Here is a 23,680-nt window from a genome sequence, read left to right as displayed (position 1 = left end):
TGGATAGATGAAAGCAAAGGCATTGTATGTCGTTCTGCTGGCTGCGCTCGGCGCGAGCGTAATGAGTACAGCATACGGAGAAGAGCAGTTTAACTGGCAGGCCGCACCTGGAGAGCAACTTCGGGCGCAACTAACAATCAAAGAAGCTATTTTACGCGCCTTCGCCCGCAACCCTAAAATTGCGCAGGCGGCGGCGCAGATCCACGTAGGAAAAGCGAATCTGGACGAGGCGGAGAGCGCCTGGTTTCCACAGATATCCCTGCAGGGTAACGTTGGGCGTTCGCACCGCAACGACTCGGCAGGCTCCCTCAACAATAACGGCTCCGGCGGCGTCAGCCTGAAGCAGCTGATCTACGACTTTGGCAAAACCGGCGGCAGCATTGATGAGCAGCACAATCTTTCCGATGCCTACCGCTACGATCTCTATAACTCCCTCAATGAGGTCGGCATGGAGACGCTGCAAACCTACCTGCAGGTAAAGCGCTACCAGGCACTGGCCGAGGCGGCGCGCAAAAACATTGTCTCGTTGCAGAGCGTGCAGGAGATGGCAGATCTGCGTGCCGAGGCCGGATTAAGCTCCCAGTCCGATGTGTTGCAGGCCCAGACGCGCATTGCCGGGCTGAACGCCTCTCTCGCCCAGTACGAGGCCCAGACCCGCTCCGCCCAGGCGGCGCTGAGCGTACTTACCGGCGTGATGTCGGATACGCTTCCCGATCTGCCTGAAGATCTGATGAAGCAGAAAATCACCCTTAACTCGCTCCCCTACGAACGCAGCAATGCGGTGCGCAGCGCCCAGGCGAGACAGCTGGCGGCGGACGATCGCATTCGCCAGGCCCAGGCCCAGCACTGGCCGACGGTCTCGGTACAGGCGGGCCGGACGCGCTATCAGAACGATGATGATAGCTACTGGGACGATCAGGTGCAGCTGGTGGTCGATGCGCCTATCTATCAGGGCGGTGCCGTCGGTGCCCGTGTCGATGCAGCCGAGGGGGATCGGGCCAGCGCCCGGGCGCAGGTGGAGGCCAGCAAGCTGGATATGAACCAGCGCGCCGCCACCGCGTGGGCCGATCTTACCGGAGCCCAGCAGCGCCAGCGGGCAGGGGACGCGCAGTACCTGAGCGCCGATCGCGCCCGTGGGGTCTATCGCGATGAGTATCGCCTGAGCAAGCGCAGCCTTAACGATCTGCTCAGCATTGAACAGGATGTGTTCCAGGCCGATACCGCGTCGATTACTGCCCGCTATGACGCCTGGGATGCCGCGGTGCGCTATGCCGCCGCCGCAGATAACCTATTAGATATGTTAGGCATTGAGCGTAGCCGCACCATCGGCGATACCCTGCCATCACTTTAAGCGCTAACGGCCAAGGAGTAGTTATGCAACAGCCGGATACCGAGAGCTGGATCAATGTCATGGTGCGTGCGGCAGGGCGGTTTGGCCTGCCAGCGGATGCGCCTGCCGTACGCCAGCAGATGCGCTGGTTTGAGAATTTGCCGCTTAATGCGCGGCTGGAGAGATTAAGCGGCCTGATGGGATTGCAGGTGCGCGTAGTGGAGCTGGAGAAGATGCGCTGGAACGCGCAAAACCTGCCGGTCATCGTGCAGCTGGAGTCCGGCGAGCTGATGCTGCTGGAGACTATCGACGCCGACGGGCTGGTGGCCTACTGGCTGAGCGAGGGGGGCGATCTGGTGCGCGAGGAGGCGCTGGAGACGCTGCTCACCCGCGTTAAGCCGGAGGTGGTGATGCTCGGCATTGCCGCCCGCGGGCGCGACTCCCGCATCGACGACTTTACCCGTCCCTGGGAGGAGCACTGGTTCTGGCGGCACTTCCGCCACGCCAAGCGCAAGCTCTCGGAGATCGCCCTGGCTTCGGTGCTGGGCAACGTGCTGGCCCTGGCGGGGATCCTCTTCTCGATGCAGGTCTATGATCGGGTTATTCCCGCCCAGTCGATCCCCACCCTGTGGGTGCTGTTTATCGGCGTGCTGTTTGCTGCCCTGCTGGAGTTTATGATCCGCCTGGCGCGCACCCATGTCTCTGACATCATGGGCAAGCATATCGATCTCAACGTCTCGTCGCTCTTTTTTGCCCGGGCGATGGCGATCAAAAACGATTCCCGACCCAAATCCACCGGCTCGTTTATCTCCCAGCTGCGTGAGATCGACCAGGTGCGTGAGCTGCTCACTTCGACCACCGTCGGCGCGGCGATGGATATTCCCTTTGTCCTGCTCTTCCTCGGCATTATGGCGCTGGTGGGCGGTCCGCTGGTGATCATCCCGCTGATCGCCATTCCACTGATTGTGATCCCAGGGATCCTGGTCCAGTGGCCGATGGCGAAGCTGGCGAAAGAGGGGATGCGTGAGAGCGCGATCCGTAACGCGGTGCTGGTGGAGTCCATCGAGGGCGTCGAAGATATCAAGGCCCTGCAGGCCGAGCCGTACTTCCAGCGTCAATGGGAACATACCCACGCCGTGGGGGCTAACATCGGCATGAAGCAGCGCGTCTGGGGAGCACGGCTGAGCGGCTGGGCCTCTACCGTCCAGCAGATCACCTATGCCGGGATGCTGGTCTTCGGCTGCTATCTGGTAATGGAAGGAAACATCACAACCGGTACGCTGGTGGCCTGTAGCCTGCTCTCATCGCGCACTATCGCGCCGCTGATGCAGTTGACGATGGTCTTCTCCCGCTGGCAGCACGCCAAAATGGCGATGAACGGCCTCGACGATCTGCTTAAAAAGCCGCTGGATAAGAGCGCCGATCAGAAAATGGCCCACTGCCCGGTGCTGGCCGGTCACTATCAGGTCCAGAAGGTGCAGTACAGCTACGATCCGGAGAAGGGCGATCAAGCAGCGCAGATCGACGGCCTGGAGATCAAGCCCGGCGAGCGGGTGGCAATCCTCGGCAAGACCGGGGCGGGTAAATCGACCCTGCTGAAGCTGCTGTCAGGGCAGGCGCAGGCCAGCAAGGGGAAGGTGATTATCGACGGCGTCGATATGGCGCATATTGACCCAATGGATGTTCGCCGTCAGGTAGGCTACCTCTCTCAGGATTCGCGCCTCTTTTTCGGCACGCTGCGGCAAAACCTGATGCTGGGCCATCCGCACGCTACCGAGGCGGAGCTGATCCAGGCCCTGCGCATCAGCGGCGCAATCGGCATGGTGCAGCAGGATGCCGCCAGCCTCGACCGGCTGATTAACGAGGGCGGGCGCGGCCTCTCCGGCGGCCAGCGGCAGATGGTGCTGCTCAGCCGCCTGATCGTACGTAACCCGCAAATTGTGTTGCTCGATGAACCCACCGCGTCAATGGATGAGCAGCTCGAGGCGTGGGTGATCCGCCAGCTGCAGCAGTGGCTCACCGGACGCACGCTGGTGCTGGTGACCCATCGCCCGGCGCTGCTGAACCTGGTGGACCGGATTGTGGTGATGGAAAACGGCAAGGTGATTGCCGACGGGCCGCGCGACACGCTGCTTCAGCAGGCGGCGCGTAACAGCAACATGGCATCGGTAGCCTAAGGAGCGAGCAATGAGTCAACTGAGTATGCAGGACGATCTTGCCCGCCAGGGGCGGTTCTACTCGTCGGTGATCTGGCTGACGCTGGCAGGACTGCTGATCTTCGTGGTTTGGGCATGGTGGGCCATTCTGGATGAGGTGACAGTGGGCACCGGCAAGATCACGCCGTCAAGCCATGCCCAGGTTATCGAGAGCCTCGACGGCGGTATCGTTAGCGCGATGCTGGTGCGCGAGGGGGATATTGTCGAGCGCGGGCAGATGCTGGCCCGTCTCGATCCCACCCGCTTTCAATCTAACTACGGCGAATCGGCGGCCCGGGTGCGTGCGCTACGGGCCTCCAGCGAGCGCCTGCGCTCGGAGCTGACCGGCGAGCCGCTGCGCTTTAGCGAGGAGTCAATGCGCGAGCCGGAGCTGGTGGCGCGGGAGCGGCAGCTGTACGAATCCCGGCGGCGTAACCTGAACGAGACGGTGGCTAACCTGCAGAAAACATATCAACTGGTGATGTCAGAGCTGCGTATGACCCAGCCGCTGGTGGCCAAGGGGGCAGCGAGCGAGGTGGAGGTGATCCGCCTTCAGCGCCAGGCGACCGAGCTTCAGGGTAAGATCGACGAGGCGCGCAACCAGTTTGCGGTGCGCGCCCGCGAGGAGCAGGTGAAAACCAACGCCGATCTCGATGCGCAGATCCAGGCGATGAGCGGTAAGGCGGATCAGGTAGATAGGGCGACGCTCTTCTCCCCGGTGCGCGGCATCGTCAAGGATATTCAGGTCACCACCGTCGGCGGCGTCCTGCAGCCGGGGGGCAAGCTGATGGAGATCGTCCCGCTGGAGGATCAGCTTTTAGTCGAGACGCGCATCAACCCGCGGGATATCGCCTACATCCGTCCTGGCCTGCCGGCAACGGTAAAGGTAACGGCCTACGACTCGTCGATCTACGGGAACCTCACCGGTCAGGTGGAAGTGGTGTCGCCGGATACGCTGCAGGATGAGGTGCGTCGGGATCAGTTCTACTACCGCGTCTATGTGCGGACCAAGAGCGCCGAGCTGCAAAACAAGAGTGGCCAGCGCTTCCCGATCCTGCCGGGGATGGTGGCAAACGTAGAGATTAAAACCGGACAGAAATCGGTGATGGATTACCTGATCAAGCCGCTGAACAAGGTCAACGAGGCGCTGCGCGAGCGCTAGGCAATCGTAAGAGAAGGCAGGCACACCCTCTCCCCTGCGGAGAGGGAGGTGCTATAGACGGCATTGTGAATGTAGCGATTAGCGCCCGGCGTTTTTCATAATACGGGCTTTATCAACCTGCCACTCGCGCTCTTTCACATCGGAGCGTTTGTCATGCTGTTTCTTACCGCGGGCAACGCCAACCTTCACCTTACACCAGGCGTTTTTCCAGTAGAGCGACAGGGCGACAACGGTATAGCCTTCGCGGTTTACGCGGCCATAGAGGGTGTCCAGCTCGCGCTGGTTAAGCAGCAGCTTACGGTTACGGGTAGGGTCGCAGACAACGTGGCTGGAAGCGACGGTCAGCGGCGTAAAGTTGGCGCCGAACAGGTAGGCTTCACCCTCAATCAGGATGACATAGCTATCGCTGATGTTGGCCTTCCCGGCGCGCAGGGACTTCACTTCCCAGCCCTGAAGAGACAGGCCCGCTTCAAACTCTTCTTCAATAAAATATTCGTGACGGGCGCGCTTGTTGAGCGCAATGGTAGCGGAACCCGGTTTATGTGCTTTTTTCTTTGTCATAAGTATCGTAAATCATCGGTAATCAGCTGTTGAAAAATACCCCATCTATCCTGCGAGGTGTAACGCGTTATATTAGCATGAGTTTGCCTTTGCGTTTTCCTTTCCTGGACAGGAAATGTTATTATTTATGAGGTGTAGACCTCAGGATAACGCTATGCCGCAGATAAGCCGAACTGCTTTAGTGCCTTACAGCGCAGAACAGATGTATCAATTAGTGAACGACGTAAAGTCCTACCCGGAATTTTTGCCAGGCTGTACCGGCAGCCGGGTTCTGGAGTCAAGCCCGACGCAGATGACGGCCGCCGTTGATGTCTCGAAGGCGGGCATCAGCAAGACGTTCACCACCCGTAACACCCTTACCAATAACCAAAGCATTCTGATGCAGCTGGTGGACGGTCCCTTTAAGCAGCTGATGGGCGGCTGGCGGTTTACGCCGCTGAGTCCCGATGCCTGCCGTATTGAGTTCAATCTGGACTTTGAATTCACCAACAAGCTGATTGAGCTAGCCTTTGGTCACGTGTTTAAAGAGCTGGCCTCAAACATGGTGCAGGCGTTTACCCATCGCGCCAAAGAGGTATACAGTGCCGGGTGATATTCGCGTCGAAGTGGCCTATGCCCTGCCGGAGAAGCAGTACCTGCAGCGCGTGACGCTGAGCGAAGGGGCAACGGTGGAGGAGGCAATTAACGCCTCTGGCCTGCTGGAGCTACGCTCGGATATCGATCTTGCGAAAAACAAGGTGGGTATCTTCAGTCGTCCGGCGAAGCTTGCCGACGCCGTGCAGGACGGTGACAGGGTGGAGATCTACCGCCCGCTGATCGCCGATCCGAAAGAGCTGCGGCGCAAGCGGGCAGAAAAAGCGGACGACGAATAGCCACAGGCTGAAACAAAAAAAGCGCTCATTGAGCGCTTTTTGTTTTTTACCGGGCGGGACCTACTTGGTCAAGGCCGGTTTGTTATCAATATTGGTCAGCACACCGCTGCTGTTAAAGGTCAGGGTCAGCGTCTGCTGCGTGACATCTTCATGGCCTGGCTGCTGGCGGAACACGTAGAACCAGGTATTGGTACCAAACGGATCGCTCATCATCGGGGTACCCAGCGCATAGGCAACCTGCTGTTGCGTCATGCCGATACGAATTTTAGAGATGTCGTTAGGTGCCAGATAGTTCCCCTGGTTGATATCTGGGCGGTAAACCACTTTCTCCAGAGTGGAACAGCCAGCAGTCATCATCAGAAGAACCGCTGCGGCAGCAGTCAGCGTTTTACAGCGCATAGTGATTTGGTTCCTTTTCGGGCCTGGTAGTACGCGGCTCATTTGTAATATGCCGATAATAATAGACCTTTAGCGAGTTTGAAACCTCTGCTATCGGATCCAGCGGCGATTTTATGTCTCACTATGACCCGGAATTAGCCGAAAAGTTTAGGCTGCGAGTAGTTCTTTCGCATTAGCCAGCGTGTTCCGGGTGACTTCGCTGCCGCCCAGCAGGCGCGCCAGCTCCTGCAGCCGTGCTCTTTTATCCAGCGGCTGCATGTGCGTTTCGGTCATGGCACCATCGGTCTCTTTGCTGACGTAGAAGTGGTGGTGACCACAGCCCGCCACCTGCGGCAGGTGCGTTACGCACATCACCTGGGTGGACTCGCCCAGCTGGCGCAGCAGCTTGCCAACTACGGCTGCGGTCGGACCGCTGATACCCACGTCAACCTCATCGAAAATCAGCGCCGGGGTTTCCATCTTACGGGCGGTAATCACCTGGATTGCCAGAGCAATACGCGACAGTTCACCGCCGGAGGCCACCTTCGAGATCGCCTGCATCGGCTGGCCCGGGTTGGTGGTCACGCGGAACTCGATACGGTCCGCACCTTCCAACGTCAGGTGACGCTCGTCAAAGCTGACATCAATATGGAAGCGACCGTGCGGCATCGACAGAGCGTGCATGCTTTCGGTGATCAGCCCGCCCAGCTCCTGAGCGTATTTCACTCGCTGTTCATGCAGCAGCTGCGCGGTGGCCAGCGCCTGCTGATGGTGCTTCTGCACCGCCAGAGAGAGCGTCTCCTGGGAGTCGGCCTGATCGTCAAGCTGCTGCTGCTCGTCAAGCAGCGCCTGATAGTGCGCCGGCAGCTCTTCCGGGGTAACGTGGTGCTTGCGCGCCAGCGAAATCTGCTTCGCGATGCGCTGCTCCAGCTCATAGAGGCGGTTCGGATCGAGGTCGAGACGATCGCAGTAGTGGCGCAGCTCGTCGCTGGCCTCGCTCAGCTGAATCGCGGCCTCTTCCAGCATATCGAGCACGCTGGAGAGCTTGCTGTCCATGCCCACCAGCTCGGTCACCATCTGACGCGCGGTGTAGAGCTGGCTCTGGAGGTTAGCGTCGTCGCTGTCGGCGAGCAGCGTCAGGGCATGCTGGCTGGTGCTCAGCAGCTGGCCGCTGTTGGCAAGGCGCTTGTACTCTTCGTCGATGCGCTCAAACTCGCCCGGCTGCGGACTGAAGTCGTTCAGCTCTTTCAGCTGGTAGTGCAGCAGCTCGGCGCGCGCGCTGCGCTCCTGGCTCTGCTGCTGATGCTGGGCCAGCTCGCGGCAGCTGTGGTTCCACAGGCGGTAGTGCTCTGCCATCTGCTGGGTGAGGGCATACTCACCGGCATAGCCGTCGAGCAGGGTCTTCTGGTGATCGGATTTAGTCAGCAGCTGGTGCGCGTGCTGGCCGTGGATCTGAATGAGAAGCTGCCCCAGTTCACGAAGCTGGGAGAGCGGCACCGCCGTGCCGTTAATAAAGCCACGGGAGCGGCCATCGCTGCTGATGACGCGACGCAGCAGACACTCACGGCCATCTTCAAGCTGGTTCTCTTCCAGCCAGCGCTGGGCAGCAGGGGTGTCTTTCAGGGAAAAGCGGGCGCAGAGATCGGCGCGTGCGGCGTCGGTGCGAACCATGTCGGCTTCTGCACGCCCGCCGAGGCACAGCCCGAGCGCATCAATGGCAATGGATTTACCCGCGCCGGTTTCGCCAGTAATGGCGGTCATGCCGCTGTGAAAATCAATTTCCAGCTCGCGAACAATTGCAAAATTACTGATGGTCAGTTGTGCCAGCATAGCCGCTTTCCTGTATGAAAAACCATAACTGTGTTTTCGTACAGTATAAACAGGTTTTATATCCAGTAAAGCACCCGCCGTCGATTTCAGAACAATTTTTTTGACCAGCCGAGCTTGGAGCTTAGGGTATTAAAATAGCTGTAATCTTTCGGATGGATCAGGTTGAGATGGTAGTCACAGCGGCGGATTAACACATCCTCGCCCTCCTGGATTGGGAGAGCAATCTGGCTGTCGCAGCTGATCTCCAGATCGCTACGCCGGTGCGAGAAACGCAGGCGGATCGTGCTGCTGCTGTTGATCACCAGCGGGCGAGCCGACAGCGTATGCGGGAACATCGGCACCAGGGTGATGGCGTCCAGCGATGGGGTCAGAATTGGACCGCCCGCCGACAGCGAATAGGCCGTGGAGCCGGTAGGGGTGGAGATAATCAGGCCATCCGAACGCTGGGAGAAGGCAAATACCTCATCGATATAGACCTCAAATTCGATCATATGCGCCACCTTGCCGGGATGGAGAACCACCTCATTGATGGCCGTGCTGATCCGCTTCTGACAGTCGTGCTGGCACACCTGGGCCTCGAGTAAAAAGCGCTTTTCAGTGATGTAGTGCCCTTCAAGTACGTCCGCCAGCTGCTGCTGGGCGTTGTCCGGATCGAGATCGGTAAGAAAGCCGAGGTTGCCACGGTTAATACCGATGACCTTAATATCGTAACGCGCCAGGGTGCGGGCCGCGCCGAGCATATTGCCATCGCCGCCCACCACCACCGCCAGGTCGGCCTGCTGGCCAATCTCCGCCAGCGTGCCGGTACGCACGTTGGTGAGTTTTAGCTCCTGGGCAATCTGCTGCTCAACGATAACGTCGTATCCCCGGCCGGACAGCCAGCGCCAGAGCATCTCATGTGTGGTCAGCGCCGTAGGGTGACGCGGGTGGCCGACAATCCCAATACACGTGAAATGAGTACTCATTATCTGGAGTCCTTTTGCCGAATGAAGGGTGACAATATTAAGGCTTCTCTTGAAACCGGAAAACTGATCCCCATAATAAGCGAAGTTAGCGAGATCAATGCAAAAAAACGCGGAGAAATTCATGAGTAGTAAAGAACAGAAAACGCCTGAGGGGCAAGCCCCGGAAGAAATTATCACGGAGCAGCATGAAGAGGTTGAGGCAGTAGAGTCTGACGCTTCTGTTGAGCAGGTGGATCCGCGCGATGAGAAAATTGCGAACCTCGAGGCGCAGTTAGTCGAGGCGCAGAATCGCGAGCGTGACGGTGTCCTGCGCATTAAAGCCGAGATGGAGAACCTGCGTCGCCGTACCGAGCTGGACATTGAGAAGGCGCACAAGTTTGCGCTGGAGAAGTTTATCAATGAGCTGCTGCCGGTCATCGACAGCCTGGATCGCGCGCTGGAAGTGGCGGATAAAGCTAACCCAGAGCTGGCACCGATGGTGGAAGGTATCGAGCTGACCATGAAGTCGATGCTGGACGTCGTGCGCAAGTTTGGTGTTGACGTGGTTGCCGATACCAACGTGCCGCTGGATCCAAACGTTCACCAGGCCATTGCGATGGTTGAATCTGAAGAGGTTGCAGCAGGCAACGTGCTGGGCGTGATGCAGAAAGGCTATACCCTGAACGGTCGCACCCTGCGCGCCGCGATGGTCACCGTCGCGAAAGCGAAGGGCTAATCAGCACCACAGTAAGCACGCTGTAATTTGTAGGCCCGGTAAGCGAAGCGCCACCGGGCGTTGCTGTGCTGAGGCTGCTATGCCGGGCGGCACTGCGTTTGCCCGGCCTACTACTCTGTCACGCTCTCCCGCAGCGGTTTAACCGGCAGCACCTTCACCTGCTTAATCATGTTGTCCTGCACGTCGAGAATATCGATGTCGTACTGGGCAATGCGCACGCGCGTACCTGCGGCCGGGATCTCCTCTAACGCCTCCAGCAGCATGCCGTTGATGGTGCGCGCCTCCTCTTCCGGCAGCTGCCAGTTAAAGGCTTTATTCAGCTCGCGCACGTTGGCAGTGCCGTCGATGATCACCGACCCGTCGTTCTGCGGGGTGACCTCTTCTGCGAGGGTAGGGGACATCGAGGTGGTAAAGTCGCCGACGATCTCTTCGAGAATATCCTCCACCGTCAGCAGACCCTGCACGTCGCCGTACTCGTCCACCACCAGCCCCACCTTTTTCTTGTTACGCTGGAATTTCACCAGCTGCACGTTGAGCGGCGTACCTTCGGGGATGTAGTAGATCTCATCCGCCGCCCGCAGCAGCATCTCTTTGGTAAACTCCTGCTTCTCGGTCATCAGGCGGTAGGCTTCGCGCACCCGCAGCATGCTGATGGTATCGTCCAGCGATTCGCGGTAGAGCACGATGCGCCCGTGCGGGGAGTGGGTAAGCTGGCGAACAATCGATTTCCAGTCGTCATTAATATCGATGCCGACAATCTCATTGCGCGGCACCATGATGTCGTTAACGCTGACCTTCTCCAGATCCAGCACCGACAGCAGCATGTCTTGATTACGACGCGACATCTGCGAACGGGATTCATGCACGATGGTGCGCAGCTCCTCTTTGCTCAGGGCGCTGCTTACTACGACGTCGGCCTTGATGCCGACCATACGCATCAGCAGGCGGGTCACAGTATTAAGCAGCCACACCAGCGGCATCATGACGATCTGCAGCGGCCCGAGCAGAACGCTGCTCGGAAAGGCAACCTTTTCCGGGTAGAGCGCAGCGATGGTCTTCGGCAGTACCTCGGCAAAGACCAGCACCACAAAGGTCAGCACCCCGGTGGCAATCGCCACCCCGGCGTTGCCGTAGAGGCGCATCCCAACGATGGTACCGATAGCGGAGGCGAGAATGTTAACCAGGTTGTTGCCGATCAGCACCAGGCTGATGAGACGGTCGGGTTTGCGCAGCAATTTTTCTACGCGCTTTGCTGCGCGGTTGCCCTGCTTCGCCATGTGACGCAGCCGGTAGCGGTTCAGCGTCATCATGCCGGTTTCGGAGCCGGAGAAGTAGGCGGAGATCACCACCATGACGATCAGCGTGATAATCAGCGTGGTGGTGGAGATGTGTTCCAAGAGAGTTCCTTACGTGCTTAACGTTTATGCTTAGCCAGCAAACTGCTGAACAACGCGGCTACCAAAGTAGGCCAGCGTGAGAAGGGCTGCGCCCGCCACGTTAAACCAGACCACCGGGCGGCCGCGCCATCCTTTATGATAGTGCCCCCACAGCAGAACGATATAGACAAACCAGGCAATGATTGAGAGCACCGCCTTGTCGATGTTCTCCATGCTGAACAGATTACGCATATAGAACAGGCCGGTGCAGAGCGTCAGGGTGAGCAGCACCACGCCGATCTGAGTGATGTGGAACATCTTGCGCTCGATGCTCATTAGCGGTGGCATCTCGCTGCTAAAGGCCAGCCGCTTGTTCTTCAGCTGGTAGTCGATCCACGCCAGCTGCAGGGCATACATGGCGGCGATAATCAGCGTTGCATAGGCAAACAGCGACAGGCCTATGTGCACCATCATGCCCGGCGTCGCCTCAAGATGAGTGACGAATTCGTTAGGCACAAAGGTGGCGAAAGCCAGGTTGATCAGCGCGAAGGCATAGACGATAGGCAGCAGCAGCCAGCCGCGATTCTTCGAGGCCACGATAGTCATTACCGTACAGATCATCAGGCTGACCAGCGAGCCGACATTAAGCAGGCTCAGGTTTTGTCCCGTATCGCCGTCGGGAAAGATGCGCGCCTCCAGCGCCAGCGCATGGCTTACCAGGGCGATGACCGCAGAGATGATAGCCATCCGCCGCCAGCCGCTGTTTTTTTGCAGCAGGCCGGGAATAATCAGCGCCAGACTGACGGAGTAAGCAATAAGCGCAAGCAGGGCAAAAACGGGCATAGTGATGTCGATAGTTGCAGTAGATGAAAGAGAAGCAGTATAGCGTTACGTGACCTTGCCTCCAACCCTTGCCTCATAACCCTTACATCACAACCCTGACATCACAAGAACAGCGGCTTCATGTTATACTGCCGCAAAATCGTATTTATGGGTCGCTCAGGCGGCCAACCGTTTCCACCCCAGGTGAAAGACAATGTTTGATAATTTAACCGATCGTTTGTCGCGCACGTTGCGCAATATCAGTGGCCGTGGACGCCTCACCGAAGAGAACATCAAAGAGACGCTGCGTGAAGTGCGAATGGCACTGCTGGAAGCGGACGTCGCCCTGCCGGTTGTACGCGAGTTCATTAACCGCGTAAAAGAAAAATCGGTTGGCCATGAAGTGAATAAGAGCCTGACTCCGGGTCAGGAGTTCGTCAAAATCGTACGCGGCGAGCTGGTTGCGGCGATGGGCGAAGAGAACCAGGTGCTTAACCTGGCCGCGCAGCCGCCTGCGGTGGTGCTGATGGCGGGCCTGCAGGGTGCGGGTAAAACCACCAGCGTCGGGAAGCTGGGTAAGTTCCTGCGCGAGAAGCACAAGAAGAAGGTGCTGGTGGTCTCCGCCGACGTCTATCGCCCGGCGGCGATCAAGCAGCTTGAGACTCTGGCCCAGCAGGTTGGCGTCGACTTCTTCCCCTCTGACGTCGCCCAGAAGCCGGTTGATATCGTTAACGCGGCGCTGAGAGAGGCGAAGCTGAAGTTCTACGACGTGCTGCTGGTGGATACCGCCGGTCGTCTGCACGTTGACGAAGCGATGATGGACGAGATCAAACACGTCCACGCCGCCATTAATCCGGTAGAGACGCTGTTTGTGGTCGATGCCATGACCGGCCAGGACGCCGCCAATACGGCGAAGGCGTTCAACGAAGCGCTGCCGCTGACCGGCGTGGTGCTGACCAAGGTCGACGGCGACGCCCGCGGCGGTGCGGCCCTCTCTATTCGTCATATCACCGGCAAGCCGATCAAGTTCCTCGGCGTGGGTGAGAAAACCGAGGCCCTGGAGCCGTTCCACCCGGACCGTATCGCCTCGCGTATCCTCGGCATGGGTGACGTGCTGTCGCTGATCGAAGATATCGAGAGTAAGGTAGACCGCGCTCAGGCAGAGAAGCTGGCGAACAAGCTGAAGAAGGGCGATGGCTTTGACCTCACCGACTTCCTTGAGCAGCTGAAGCAGATGAAGAACATGGGCGGCATGGCCAGCCTGATGGGCAAGCTGCCGGGCATGGGCCAGCTGCCGGACAACGTCAAATCCCAGATGGATGACAAGATTCTGGTGCGTATGGAGGCGATCATCAACTCAATGACGCTGAAAGAGCGCGCCAACCCGGACATCATCAAAGGCTCGCGCAAGCGCCGTATCGCGGCGGGCTGCGGCATGCAGGTGCAGGACGTGAACCGTCTGCTGAAGCAGTTCGATGACATGCAGCGCATGATGAAAAAGATGAAGAAGGGCGGGATGGCAAAAATGATGCGTAGCATGAAGGGGATGATGCCGCCCGCCGGTTTCCCGAAGCGCTGATACGGCCTTAGGCTACCTACCTGCGATTTCGATGTATTGATTGCTTTTTGCCGGGAAACGAGTAAAATTTTCGGGCTTTTAATATGACACCGGGCTCCGTTCCTCGACGGGGCCTGGTGTTTTATTCACACAAGAGGATGTTATGGTAACTATTCGTTTAGCTCGTCACGGCGCTAAAAAGCGTCCGTTCTACCAGGTTGTTGTTACTGACAGCCGTAATGCACGCAACGGTCGCTTCATTGAGCGCGTTGGTTTCTTCAACCCGATCGCTAGCGAAAAAGAAGAAGGCACCCGCCTGGATCTGGATCGCATCGCTCACTGGGTTGGCCAGGGCGCTACCGTTTCCGATCGCGTTGCTACGCTGATCAAAGAAGCAAACAAAGCAGCTTAATCTGTCACGGTGGTCATGATGAGCAAGCAACACGCCGCACAAGTTCCTGTTGAACCGGTCGTTCTGGGGAAAATGGGTTCTTCCTACGGGATCCGTGGTTGGCTCAGAGTGTTCTCCTCCACCGAAGACGCCGAAAGCATTTTCGATTACCAGCCCTGGTTTATCCAACGGGCCGGTAAGTGGGAGCAGGTACAGCTGGAAGGCTGGAAGCACCACAATCAGGATCTGATCATCAAGCTGAAAGGCGTTGACGATCGCGATGCTGCCAATCTACTCACTAATTGCGAAATTATGGTAGATACCACGCAGCTGCCGGCCCTCACCGAGGGTGACTACTACTGGAAAGACCTTATTGGCTGCCAGGTAGTGACCACCGAAGGGTATGGCCTGGGTAAAGTCATCGACATGATGGAAACCGGGTCAAATGACGTTCTCGTCATCAAGGCGAACCTGAAAGATGCGTTCGGTATCAAGGAGCGGCTGGTTCCGTTCCTCGATGGGCAGGTTATCAAGAATGTCGATCTCACTACTCGTACAATCGAAGTAGATTGGGATCCTGGTTTTTAAACCTCCGGATAAACGGTAGGCACGGCACGATGGGGATTGGCTTGTGTTCATTGGTATAGTTAGCCTGTTTCCTGACATGTTTCGCGCCATTACCGATTACGGGGTAACTGGCCGGGCCGTTAAAAATGGCCTGCTGAGCATCCAGAGCTGGAGTCCGCGTGACTTCGCTCATGACCGGCACCGTACCGTGGACGATCGTCCTTACGGCGGCGGACCGGGGATGCTCATGATGGTTCAGCCCTTGCGGGATGCCATCCACGCAGCGAAAGCCGCGGCGGGTGAAGGCGCAAAGGTGATCTATCTGTCACCTCAGGGACGCAAGCTTGATCAAGCGGGCGTCAGCGAACTGGCAGCGAATCAGAAAATGATTCTGGTGTGCGGGCGCTACGAAGGGGTTGATGAGCGTGTGATCCAAACCGAAGTCGACGAAGAGTGGTCTATCGGCGATTACGTGCTCAGCGGTGGTGAGTTACCGGCAATGACGCTGATTGACTCGGTTGCCCGGTTTATTCCAGGCGTACTGGGCCATGAAGCCTCGGCAACGGAAGATTCCTTTGCCGATGGGTTGCTGGACTGTCCACACTATACCCGTCCTGAGGTGTTAGAAGGCATGGAGGTGCCGGCGGTTCTGCTGTCGGGTAACCATGCCGAGATACGTCGCTGGCGTTTGAAACAGTCGCTGGGCCGCACCTGGCTTAGAAGACCTGAACTTCTGGAAAACCTGGCTCTGACTGAAGAGCAAGCAAAGCTGCTGGCGGAGTTCCGAAAAGAGCACGCACAACAGCAGCAAATACATGATGGGATGGCGTAAGCCTCCAAATATCAGTTTACCCAGGATAAGAGATTAAATTATGAGCAACATCATTAAGCAAATTGAACAAGAGCAGATGAAGCAGGACGTACCTTCCTTCCGTCCGGGTGATACCGTGGAAGTGAAAGTATGGGTTGTTGAAGGTTCCAAAAAACGTCTGCAGGCATTCGAGGGCGTGGTTATCGCTATTCGTAACCGCGGTCTGCACTCTGCATTCACTGTTCGCAAAATTTCCAACGGCGAAGGCGTTGAGCGTGTCTTCCAGACTCACTCTCCGGTAGTTGACAGCATTGCTGTTAAACGTCGTGGTGCTGTACGTAAAGCTAAACTGTACTACCTGCGTGAGCGTACCGGTAAGTCTGCTCGTATCAAAGAGCGTCTTAACTAAGGTTCGCTGTCGCGACATCCGAATTAGTCTTGTAGAAACAAGGGGTTGGAATTTTCCAGCCCCTTTTTTTTGGCCTTGTGTCCACCAAATGCCCACCAAATAATGGACAGTGCCCATATTTGCCCACAAAAAAGCCCACCATAAGGTGGGCTGATTCAAAAATTCATGTGGCTTTGTCCGCCTTTCGCAGGATGGGGCGGGGCGGCGATAACCTTACCGGGACACGTTATCGATCTGACAAAAGTTTCATGCGTCACGAACGTATGACTGCACTCAATATTCTGGCACTGGTTGTAACGCTCCTTCGTTGTTTTTGAGACCTGGAACGAGCTTCGTGTATGGGCAGCATTACCGCATAGCGGACAATTCATCATTTTCTTTAGGCCTCATCTTAAATTTGCAAGATATGTTAACCTTTTTTGTTTCATTTTTAAACTGCCGCCTCGCTATTCCATATCCAGATCTGCGATTTTTACTTCCAGCTCCAGCGATGTTGTGAAGCCGCTCTCCCCGATAGTGTTGGTAACGGTTGTGATCGTCCATTCTGCCTCGTCTATCGGCCTCTTAAATCCGCTGACCCTTACCGGCAGTTCCGGGAACAGATCGCCGCGCCCCTTAGCCAGGTTGATAGAAAACGTTGCCGCCCCGCGCTGTATTCGCTCCCATGTCATTTTGGTGGCCCGTTCGGCATTGGCTTTGTTGGCATAGGTACGGCTCAGAACCTTTACGTTCTCATCGGTCCCGATCAGATATTCACCCTGTTTAGGCTCCGGGGCCTTAGTAGGCCTGGCGGCAGCTTTACGACGGCGGCGGCGTTTGACTTTTACCTCCTGCTTTTTCTTTGGTTCTTTGGTATGCAGCCAGCTGGCAACCACGCCCGTATAGGCTCCGCGATCGGCCATGCTGAACCGGTGGCCGTCACCGCTTGAACGGGTGATAGTCATAACAGGCAGCGGCTTACCGCTGGCCGTCACGCCCTGCCCCTGGCGAATAAACATGAGGTTGCCGTTTTTTACTGACGCAATAGCGCCATACTGGCGGGCCAGCCTCATCAGAAACGACCCGTCTGACTCATTGGTCTGATCGATATGGTCCACCGGCTGCTTTGCCATATCGTCGCCAATTGCCTGCTGCAGCTTGTGCCTGGCGGCCATCTCGCTGACGACCACCCCCACAGTGGTGTTATGCCATGACTTTTCCCGCTTGATGTTCAGCGTGTTGCGAAAGTCAGCCGAACGTGCGCGGATAGTTAACCTGTCCGGCGCACCTGAGTGCTCGATTTCGTCTACCGTAAATTGCCCCTTTACATAGAGCGGTTCGCCCTGCCAGCCGATTGCCAGTGACAGCACCGCACCACGGCGTGGCATCATTAACTTTCCGTCAGCATCATCCAGTTCCAGATCCAACTGGTCAGCCTCAAACCCCCGATTGTCCGTGTGCGTCAGTGATATCAGCCGCGATTCAATCGTGGTTGTTATGTCCTCACTTTCGAGCGTGACGCGGAAAGCCGGTATCAGTCCGGCCCCTTCCATCCAGGAATAACCCGTCATGACAATAACCCCCCGGCCATCGAAATTGCAGAATCCTTAAGCTGGGTTAGCTGACCCGAAAGATCGCCCAGCATTTCATTCAGCGACTCATCCACCCTTTTCAGGGTGATCGTGAATTCAATCTGTCGCGCTGCGCCATCACTGAAAAATTCGCGTTTAGTCTGGCTGATACTTTCTATAACAAACATGCCGTAAATCGTGCCGCTGCCCTCAATCAGAGGCCAGGCTTTGCCCGTCTCCGCCATCTGGTCCAGCGTCAGCATCGAGAGATTGCCGCCAGTGATGGCGGGCATTAGTGTGCCGTTCAGCGTGATAGTGTCCGTATCGGGCCCAACAAACTGCAGCACTGGCCGGGCTTTCACCCGGCTATTACTGGCATGCCGCCACTGGCGCTGCAGCTGCAGTTCCTGATACGGGATTGTTTTCAGTGTGAAAACGAATAACCCCAGCACCATCATCATTCGAAGTCTCCCCTGTCTGAAAAATTACTCCGCGTGCGCGCACCGGCCCGGCGTTCCCGCTCATCAAGTTGCCGCGCCACCTCGCGGGCTATGTCGGTTGCGCTTTGCCCTGGCTGGGCGTAAATGCTGATGGGCGCGTGAATACTGACGGGCTGAGTGACCACAGGCGCAGACACACGGCGCGGTATTTCCTCCCGGTATTCCACTGCTGGCAGGCTTAACGGGTGCAGCGGCTTCGGCTCCTGCACACGGGAAAGATTACCGAATGCCAGTGACGCCGCATTAGTCAGTGATTCAGCCCGCCGGGGCGCTGCATCCTGCTCCGGTAGTTCAGGCGCGTAACGTGTTAATAGCTCTGCTGGCTGCGGCAATGCTCTCCGTGTAGAGGCCGTTACGCCTGCCAGCTCAACGGCACGCGGAGGGGGCTGAACGCGATATTCACTGACAGGTGTTTCAATAAATGGCGTCATGGCCGCCGCAGCGGGTTGTGCTGCGCCGCTAAATGCAAAGGCAGCTGCAGCAGCAAGTGCAGCAGTACGGCGGCGGCTGGTTATTCTGGCGGGACCGTTTACGATCTCCGGGCCATTCTCACCCACCACGCCCCACTGACCGCGAGGGATCATGCCACCATTATCATGGAAGCCTGCAAACCCAGGCATTCCGTAACCGGCATACGGTGAACCTCCGGCGGGAAGATTAACCCGGCCATCACTGCTTACCGTGGCTGGCTGCTGCCGGGTAATCTGCTCAGGCAACTTCGCTTTTGCCGCCTCTTTGCTGACGATCCCCAGCTTTTCCAGTAACCATGAAACGCCGGATTTCAGCGTTTCCAGTGGGTGCATAACCATATTCAGACCGCCAGCCAACGCCTCACCAAACTGCCGCCCCATACCCGCCGCGCTTTGCAGCTCCTGTGATGTTGATTTAACCGGCGTCAGAAGGTCAGTGAACCATCCCCACAGCGCCTGCACCTTATCGCCTATCCACTGGAACATTGGCCGCAGCGGCTCAAAGGCTTCACTAATCGGTGCGGCTGCAGCCTTAAAGCCTTCAACCACGCCACCCAGAAACGCCTTTATCGGCTCCCAGTATTTCCAGACAACCAGCGCCACCCCGGCCAGCGCCGCAACAACCAGACCGATCGGACTTAACAGCACGGTCAGCGCACCGGAAATAAACATTAATCCGGTACGAAGCAGCGCCAGCGGAGACGTGACCAGCCATAGCAGAGAGCGGCCCAGCCCGGTTAACGCAGCCCGACCGGCGGCCAGCGGATTGAGCATGGCCCACACCCCAGCACGCAGCAGCGCCAGCGGGCCGGAAACTACGCGGGATGCAGCGCCCCCCAAGATGGACAGAGACGATCCCAGCGATGAGAGCGGACCTGACAGCGCACGTGATGCGCTGGCGTTACGCGCAAATCCGCCTGATAGCAGCGTGAGAGGGGATTTAGCCAGCCAAAGCAGACCGTTCCCCAGCCCCTGCGCAGAGCTGAGCACACCCGGCAGAATACGAATTCCCAGCATGCTCATGCTGAGACGGACCACGGCAAGCGGCCCAATAATTGCCGCCACGGCGACCATCAGCGTACCCATTACCACCGTCACCGCAGCTACTGCGGCGGCTACCTTTATCAGTGCTCCAGCCAGCTCCGGGTTTTGTTCCACCCAGCGGCGCACTACGCCAGTTACCTGGCGCACAGAGGCCATGATTTCAAGCAAAGGCGTGCGCAGGGTTTCCCCAAGCCCGCTCATCACGTTCTGCATCCCCGCCTTAGTCAGCATCCATTGCGCTGAAAGCGAGTCTTTATTGATATCGGATTCTTTCTGCATGGATCCGGCTGATGCAGCTCCCTTAACCAGACCTAACTGGCGATACAGCTCCCCCATATTGTTAGCCAGCTTTCCTGCTGCGCCCCCGTACTCCTTGCCAAATAGCTGGGTCAGGACGTTCATTTGCTTATATTTTGGCAGACGGTTTACCATTTCCAGCACCCTGAGAATGGTTCCCATAGAGTCTTTTGCCATGTCCTTTTCAAGCTGCGCAGGCTTTAATTTCAGCGCATCCATGCCATCCATAAAGCGATCGCTCTGCATGCTGGCAATCGCCAGCTCACGCACCATCGCATTTGATGCGGTCGCGGCCACCTCCGGCGCTGCGCCCAGGGTCAGGAACGTTGAACCCAGCGCTGCCGCTTTGCGGAAGTCGAGCTTATCGGCAACGCCACCCATACGCTGCATCACGTTGATAATGTCCGCGCCTTTCGATTTCGCGTTATCGTCGAGGTAGTTGATCACATCGCCCAGGCGCTCTATCTCGCTGGTCGGGACCTTATACAGCCCGGCAATTTTCCCTAAATCCTCAGCCAGCTGATCGGCGGGCAGCTCAAAAGCGGTTGCCGCTTTTGCAGACACAGATGCAAAATCAAGCAGCTCCTTTTTCAGCTCCGCCCACGTTTTGGCGTTTTCTCCCACCCCCATACGTGCGCCGCCTTCAACCAGGGCGGCATAATCGACGGCACCGTTCTGCAGCGGTAGCTGTTCACTGGCCGTTTTAATGGCTGCCTGCAGTTCGTAAAATTGTGCGGTGCGGTTTCCGTTATCGTCCCGCAGTCCGTTCACCTGTTTTGCCACGCCTTTCATGGCGTCTTCCAGGCTGGCATAGCTCTTAACCGCCGCCACAACCGGCGCACCCATGCCAACCCCGGCAGCAGTCATTGCAGCACCTGCACCTGCCACCCTGTCGCGCACTTCCAGCGTTTTGCCGTACTGCTCGCGGACAGCGTTCATTTTCCGCTGCTGCTCACCAACGCGCCGCAGCCGGGCTTCCTGATCAGCCAGCTGGCGGTTATATTTTTCGGTTTCGCGGGTAATGCGTGCCGTGGCGCTGGCCCCGTCGTTAGCAGATATCCCGACCCGGTACAGTTCTGCGCGAACCTGCCCGGCTTTTTGCTGCAGCCTGCCGTGGCGCTCTTCAAGCCGCTGTACTGCCAGCCGCTGGCGTTCAAGCGCCACAATCTGCCGCTGTGACGGCGGCCCCATCTGGCCCAGCTCATTGCTCAGCATGCTGGCGCGCTGACGGGCATAGCTCAGCCGATCGCCCAGCTTCTGGCTCTCTGCCTGCAGCTTGCGGTATCCGTCCAGCTGCGAGCTGGTCTGGTTAATTTGTTTGAGGGCGTCGCGGGATTTTTTGACGGCGGCGGCCAGCTCCTGAGTGCTGGCGCGCGCCTGTTTGAAAGGACGGGTGAGCTTGTCCACCGCGTTTAAAACAACCTGCAGGCGCAGGTTACGATCACTCATCTGATGCCCCGCTTCTCAAAATGGCTTTGTGCCGCCACTCCAGAAGTTCCGTCAGCGTCATATCAGCCGTGGCGGAGGGCGGCCAGTGAAACACGGTGGCGATATCCGCCACCAGGTCCTCTATGGTCAGCTCTGCGGGAAAGCTGACATCGCCGACTTCGGCAACAAAAAACTGACCAGCTCCAGCGACAGCTGCAGCAGATCGCCCGGCTCCAGCATCATTACCTCTGCACGGGTCAGCGCCGGGGTGGTGACGCGGGGGAGTACCAGCATCATCGAATCCACATCCATATCCATCAGCGCCTGCAGACGTGCGCCACGCAGCGCCCCGGAATTAGGTTTACGCACAACGATTTCTGTAATTTCCGACTTGCCGCGCACAACCGGCGCATCCAGCGTTACGGTGGCTTCGTTTTTAATTTCAGGCTGTGCGTTTTCTGGCAGTTCGTTTTTTTCGTTTTTCATGATGAGTCCGCGTTAAAAAAGAGTTAAGAGAAGGCGCGGCTACCCGCGCCATACATTACAGGCCGATGGCGGCGCGGTGCGCTTCCATCAGATCCACGCCGTCCACGATGTGCACCATGTTCACCAGGTCCACTTCATAGATGACCTCGCCATTGATACTCAGCTTTGCGTAACTGTTGGTGCTGCTGACTTTTGTGGTGCTGCTGTCGCCCTGCTTATGCGTGCCGGAATCCAGCTCCTTGTGGCGGCCACGTACAACCAGCTCCACCGCCTGCACTTCACCGGTATCATCGCGCTGGATGGACTCTGCGAAGCGCAGCTGCACGCCGTCGACAGTGGTTGCTTTCAGCTGTTTAAAGAGCAGGGCCTCAGTGCCCCCGATCTCAAACTCAGTATCAAGCGCGCCATCGTCCAGGCCCATGTTGACATCCACCGCGCCCGGCATACCGCCGCCACGGTATTTTTCAAACTTCTGCGTGAATTTCGGCAGGGTCAGGGACTCCACAAGACCCATGTAGTTTTCCCCGTCGTTAAACAGGTTCAGGTATTTAAGTTTGCGTGGCAGTGCCATTTTTTCCCCTTAGCCTTTTACCTGGCTTGAAAAGTCCATCAGATAACGATCGGTGATGCGCTGGCGCAGCATCAGGTTTTCCAGCGGCGGGACTGGCGTGTAGTCATAGTCCAGCATCAGCTGACCGGCCTTGAGGGTGTCTTTATCGTTCACCGAATCATCCAGCCAGCAATCGCCGCCGAGCAGATAACCCTGATTCACCAGGTTGCGAATTTTGGCGCGGATACCTTCGATAATGTCGCGGGCCAGTGAAGGGGTCAGCGGCTTATCTACCGCCCACATCTGGCCTTCTGCCATTGTGTCCATCAGCACCTGGGCGGTGCGGGTGTAGTTCTCAAACGCGAAAAGCGGATCGTCGCTCAGACAGCGGGAACCCCAGAAGCGGAAACCATCACGGCGGATCAGCGTGGTGATATCGTTCTGGTTCAGCAGGCCCGCATCGGTTGCCGGGTCCTGCAGATCCCAGAACACGTCCGCAGAAATACCCGTCACGCCATTTACGCCAACGTTAGACAGGGATTTGTGCCAGCCCGTATCGTTGTCGATTTTGGCGCGCAGGCCGAGGGCGCGGGCGGTGGCGTATGCCGTCGCCTCTGCGTTCGTGGTGGTGTCCCAGCTGACAAAATCAGGCCAGATCAGCATTCCCTCGCGCTGGCTGAAATTGGCGCGATAGGCAATCGCCTCTTCGATGGTTTTGCAGCCGTATGCAGTGAGGTAGGCAAAGCCGCGCAGGGACTGCGCCACGCTCAGCAGCTCCGTGGCGACCGCTTTAGTGTCATGGCCCGGCACGCCGAGAATGCGGGGCTTAACGCCAAGCTGGCTTTGTGCAGCCAACAGGGCTTTCATGCCAGTACGGCGGCCCTCTGCGGTCACGCCGCCGATAATGTTAGAGGTGGTTTCCGCTTCTGTTTCGCCCTGGGGGACGCGGACAACGACCGTTACCGGCTTTGACTGATCGCCGATAGCGTCCAGCGCGCGGGCCAGCGTGCCGCTTTCGCCTGCCTTGCCGCTGGCCGTCAGTACGTCAGTTAACAGAACGGGCTTATTCAGCGGAAACGCGGCGGGGTCAGCGTCGTCTGCTGTACAGACCATCCCGACAATAGCCGTGCTGACAGTGCTGATCGTGCGCGTGCCTTCGTTAATCTCCTGCACGCGGACGCCGTGATGATATGAATCCTGAGCCATAAAGTTTCTCCAGAGAATGGGTCAGGACCATGTTGCAGGCATCGCGCCGTCAGGTCAGTCGGGGGGGGTTGTATGGTGTTTCGCACAACAGCAGGAGGAAAAACGCGTAAAGATTGTATCGGGTATTGTCACTTCTGACCGTGCTACGGTTGATGGCCGGCACGGTCAGAATTAACCGTGCGTGCCGTTACCAGAAGACAGAAAAAA

At 57.7% G+C, this 23,680-nt stretch carries 24 protein-coding genes and 1 pseudogene; 11 read left to right on the top strand and 14 right to left on the bottom strand.

Annotated elements, in window-relative coordinates:
* Positions 1-61 precede the first annotated feature (61 nt).
* Genes RTX96_RS17325 through RTX96_RS17315 form a run of 3 tightly spaced genes read left to right on the top strand, consistent with a single transcriptional unit; the run spans position 62 to position 4,687 of the window.
* Entirely contained in the window at positions 62-1,351 is a 1,290-nt protein-coding gene (locus RTX96_RS17325) for a TolC family outer membrane protein (RefSeq protein ID WP_286140670.1), read from the top strand.
* Between the two features lie 23 nt (positions 1,352-1,374).
* Complete coding sequence (locus RTX96_RS17320; RefSeq protein WP_312671643.1) at positions 1,375-3,507, top strand: type I secretion system permease/ATPase; 2,133 nt, start codon at positions 1,375-1,377, stop codon at positions 3,505-3,507.
* A 10-nt stretch (positions 3,508-3,517) separates the two neighbouring features.
* Complete coding sequence (locus RTX96_RS17315; protein WP_103818174.1) at positions 3,518-4,687, top strand: HlyD family efflux transporter periplasmic adaptor subunit; 1,170 nt, start codon at positions 3,518-3,520, stop codon at positions 4,685-4,687.
* 78 nt (positions 4,688-4,765) lie between these two features.
* Here RTX96_RS17315 and smpB read toward each other — a convergent pair whose 3' ends face one another.
* Entirely contained in the window at positions 4,766-5,248 is a 483-nt protein-coding gene (gene smpB, locus RTX96_RS17310) for an SsrA-binding protein SmpB (protein WP_268107023.1), read from the bottom strand.
* Between the two features lie 154 nt (positions 5,249-5,402).
* Here smpB and RTX96_RS17305 point away from each other — a divergent pair, with 154 nt between their 5' ends.
* Both RTX96_RS17305 and RTX96_RS17300 read left to right on the top strand, forming a co-directional pair.
* Positions 5,403-5,840, top strand: coding sequence for a type II toxin-antitoxin system RatA family toxin (locus RTX96_RS17305; protein WP_219817864.1), 438 nt, complete (start codon positions 5,403-5,405; stop codon positions 5,838-5,840).
* Positions 5,830-6,120 carry an RnfH family protein gene (locus RTX96_RS17300; RefSeq protein ID WP_103818171.1) on the top strand — a complete coding sequence of 97 codons (291 nt, stop codon included), beginning with the start codon at positions 5,830-5,832 and terminating at the stop codon, positions 6,118-6,120. The genes RTX96_RS17305 and RTX96_RS17300 overlap by 11 nt, the downstream gene beginning before the upstream one ends.
* A gap of 60 nt (positions 6,121-6,180) precedes the next feature.
* Here RTX96_RS17300 and bamE read toward each other — a convergent pair whose 3' ends face one another.
* The 3 genes from bamE to nadK all read right to left on the bottom strand — a co-directional run bounded on the left by bamE (position 6,181) and on the right by nadK (position 9,293).
* Positions 6,181-6,519, bottom strand: a complete 339-nt coding sequence (gene bamE, locus RTX96_RS17295) for an outer membrane protein assembly factor BamE (protein ID WP_103818170.1) — start codon at positions 6,517-6,519, stop codon at positions 6,181-6,183.
* A 147-nt stretch (positions 6,520-6,666) separates the two neighbouring features.
* Positions 6,667-8,328, bottom strand: a complete 1,662-nt coding sequence (recN, locus tag RTX96_RS17290) for a DNA repair protein RecN (protein WP_312671642.1) — start codon at positions 8,326-8,328, stop codon at positions 6,667-6,669.
* Positions 8,329-8,414: 86 nt separating this feature from the next.
* Entirely contained in the window at positions 8,415-9,293 is an 879-nt protein-coding gene (nadK, locus tag RTX96_RS17285; RefSeq protein ID WP_103818168.1) for an NAD(+) kinase, read from the bottom strand.
* 121 nt (positions 9,294-9,414) lie between these two features.
* Between nadK and grpE the strand changes: the two genes are divergently transcribed.
* Positions 9,415-10,008 (top strand): nucleotide exchange factor GrpE, encoded by a 594-nt coding sequence (gene grpE / locus RTX96_RS17280; protein WP_141092899.1) that lies wholly within the window; start codon positions 9,415-9,417, stop codon positions 10,006-10,008.
* A gap of 110 nt (positions 10,009-10,118) precedes the next feature.
* Here grpE and RTX96_RS17275 read toward each other — a convergent pair whose 3' ends face one another.
* Together RTX96_RS17275 and RTX96_RS17270 are read right to left on the bottom strand one after the other, a co-directional pair.
* On the bottom strand, positions 10,119-11,405 hold the full coding sequence (locus RTX96_RS17275) for an HlyC/CorC family transporter (protein WP_103818166.1): 1,287 nt from the start codon (positions 11,403-11,405) through the stop codon (positions 10,119-10,121).
* A 30-nt stretch (positions 11,406-11,435) separates the two neighbouring features.
* Entirely contained in the window at positions 11,436-12,227 is a 792-nt protein-coding gene (locus RTX96_RS17270) for an inner membrane protein YpjD (RefSeq protein WP_312671641.1), read from the bottom strand.
* A 193-nt stretch (positions 12,228-12,420) separates the two neighbouring features.
* On the opposite strand from RTX96_RS17270, the gene ffh reads away from it, so the two are divergent.
* The 5 genes from ffh (at position 12,421) to rplS (ending at position 15,942) form a co-directional block, all read left to right on the top strand.
* Complete coding sequence (gene ffh, locus RTX96_RS17265) at positions 12,421-13,785, top strand: signal recognition particle protein (RefSeq protein WP_103818164.1); 1,365 nt, start codon at positions 12,421-12,423, stop codon at positions 13,783-13,785.
* 142 nt (positions 13,786-13,927) lie between these two features.
* The gene (gene rpsP / locus RTX96_RS17260) at positions 13,928-14,176 is read left to right on the top strand and encodes a 30S ribosomal protein S16 (RefSeq protein ID WP_042387512.1); all 249 of its coding nucleotides are present in this window, start codon (positions 13,928-13,930) and stop codon (positions 14,174-14,176) included.
* A gap of 18 nt (positions 14,177-14,194) precedes the next feature.
* Positions 14,195-14,743 carry a ribosome maturation factor RimM gene (gene rimM, locus RTX96_RS17255; protein WP_103818772.1) on the top strand — a complete coding sequence of 183 codons (549 nt, stop codon included), beginning with the start codon at positions 14,195-14,197 and terminating at the stop codon, positions 14,741-14,743.
* 43 nt (positions 14,744-14,786) lie between these two features.
* Positions 14,787-15,554 (top strand): tRNA (guanosine(37)-N1)-methyltransferase TrmD, encoded by a 768-nt coding sequence (trmD, locus tag RTX96_RS17250; protein ID WP_312269715.1) that lies wholly within the window; start codon positions 14,787-14,789, stop codon positions 15,552-15,554.
* A gap of 40 nt (positions 15,555-15,594) precedes the next feature.
* Entirely contained in the window at positions 15,595-15,942 is a 348-nt protein-coding gene (gene rplS, locus RTX96_RS17245; RefSeq protein ID WP_006178051.1) for a 50S ribosomal protein L19, read from the top strand.
* Positions 15,943-16,097: 155 nt separating this feature from the next.
* Here rplS and RTX96_RS17240 read toward each other — a convergent pair whose 3' ends face one another.
* From RTX96_RS17240 to RTX96_RS17205, 8 genes and pseudogenes are all read right to left on the bottom strand, one after another.
* Positions 16,098-16,316: an ogr/Delta-like zinc finger family protein gene (locus RTX96_RS17240; protein ID WP_088475224.1), complete on the bottom strand. Its 219-nt coding sequence runs from the start codon at positions 16,314-16,316 to the stop codon at positions 16,098-16,100.
* Between the two features lie 72 nt (positions 16,317-16,388).
* Positions 16,389-17,492 (bottom strand): phage late control D family protein, encoded by a 1,104-nt coding sequence (locus RTX96_RS17235; RefSeq protein ID WP_312671640.1) that lies wholly within the window; start codon positions 17,490-17,492, stop codon positions 16,389-16,391.
* Positions 17,489-17,953 (bottom strand): phage tail protein, encoded by a 465-nt coding sequence (locus tag RTX96_RS17230; protein WP_088475222.1) that lies wholly within the window; start codon positions 17,951-17,953, stop codon positions 17,489-17,491. Before RTX96_RS17230 ends, RTX96_RS17235 begins: the two co-directional genes overlap by 4 nt.
* 287 nt (positions 17,954-18,240) lie before the next feature.
* Positions 18,241-21,252, bottom strand: a pseudogene (locus RTX96_RS17225) (phage tail tape measure protein); the annotation flags it as partial.
* A complete protein-coding gene (locus RTX96_RS17220) occupies positions 21,245-21,364 on the bottom strand; it encodes a GpE family phage tail protein (protein ID WP_103821773.1) in 120 nt (39 codons plus the stop codon). The pseudogene RTX96_RS17225 and the gene RTX96_RS17220, both read right to left, overlap by 8 nt.
* Positions 21,365-21,378: 14 nt before the next feature.
* On the bottom strand, positions 21,379-21,717 hold the full coding sequence (locus tag RTX96_RS17215; protein WP_103821774.1) for a phage tail assembly protein: 339 nt from the start codon (positions 21,715-21,717) through the stop codon (positions 21,379-21,381).
* A 55-nt stretch (positions 21,718-21,772) separates the two neighbouring features.
* Entirely contained in the window at positions 21,773-22,288 is a 516-nt protein-coding gene (locus tag RTX96_RS17210) for a phage major tail tube protein (RefSeq protein ID WP_312671638.1), read from the bottom strand.
* Between the two features lie 9 nt (positions 22,289-22,297).
* The gene (locus tag RTX96_RS17205) at positions 22,298-23,473 is read right to left on the bottom strand and encodes a phage tail sheath protein (protein ID WP_312671637.1); all 1,176 of its coding nucleotides are present in this window, start codon (positions 23,471-23,473) and stop codon (positions 22,298-22,300) included.
* Positions 23,474-23,680 lie beyond the last annotated feature (207 nt).

The organism is Pseudescherichia sp., from assembly GCF_032052675.1.
Classification (GTDB): domain Bacteria; phylum Pseudomonadota; class Gammaproteobacteria; order Enterobacterales; family Enterobacteriaceae; genus Pseudescherichia.
Note: the sequence above shows the minus strand (reverse complement) of the source record. Positions and strands in the feature narration are given on the sequence as shown.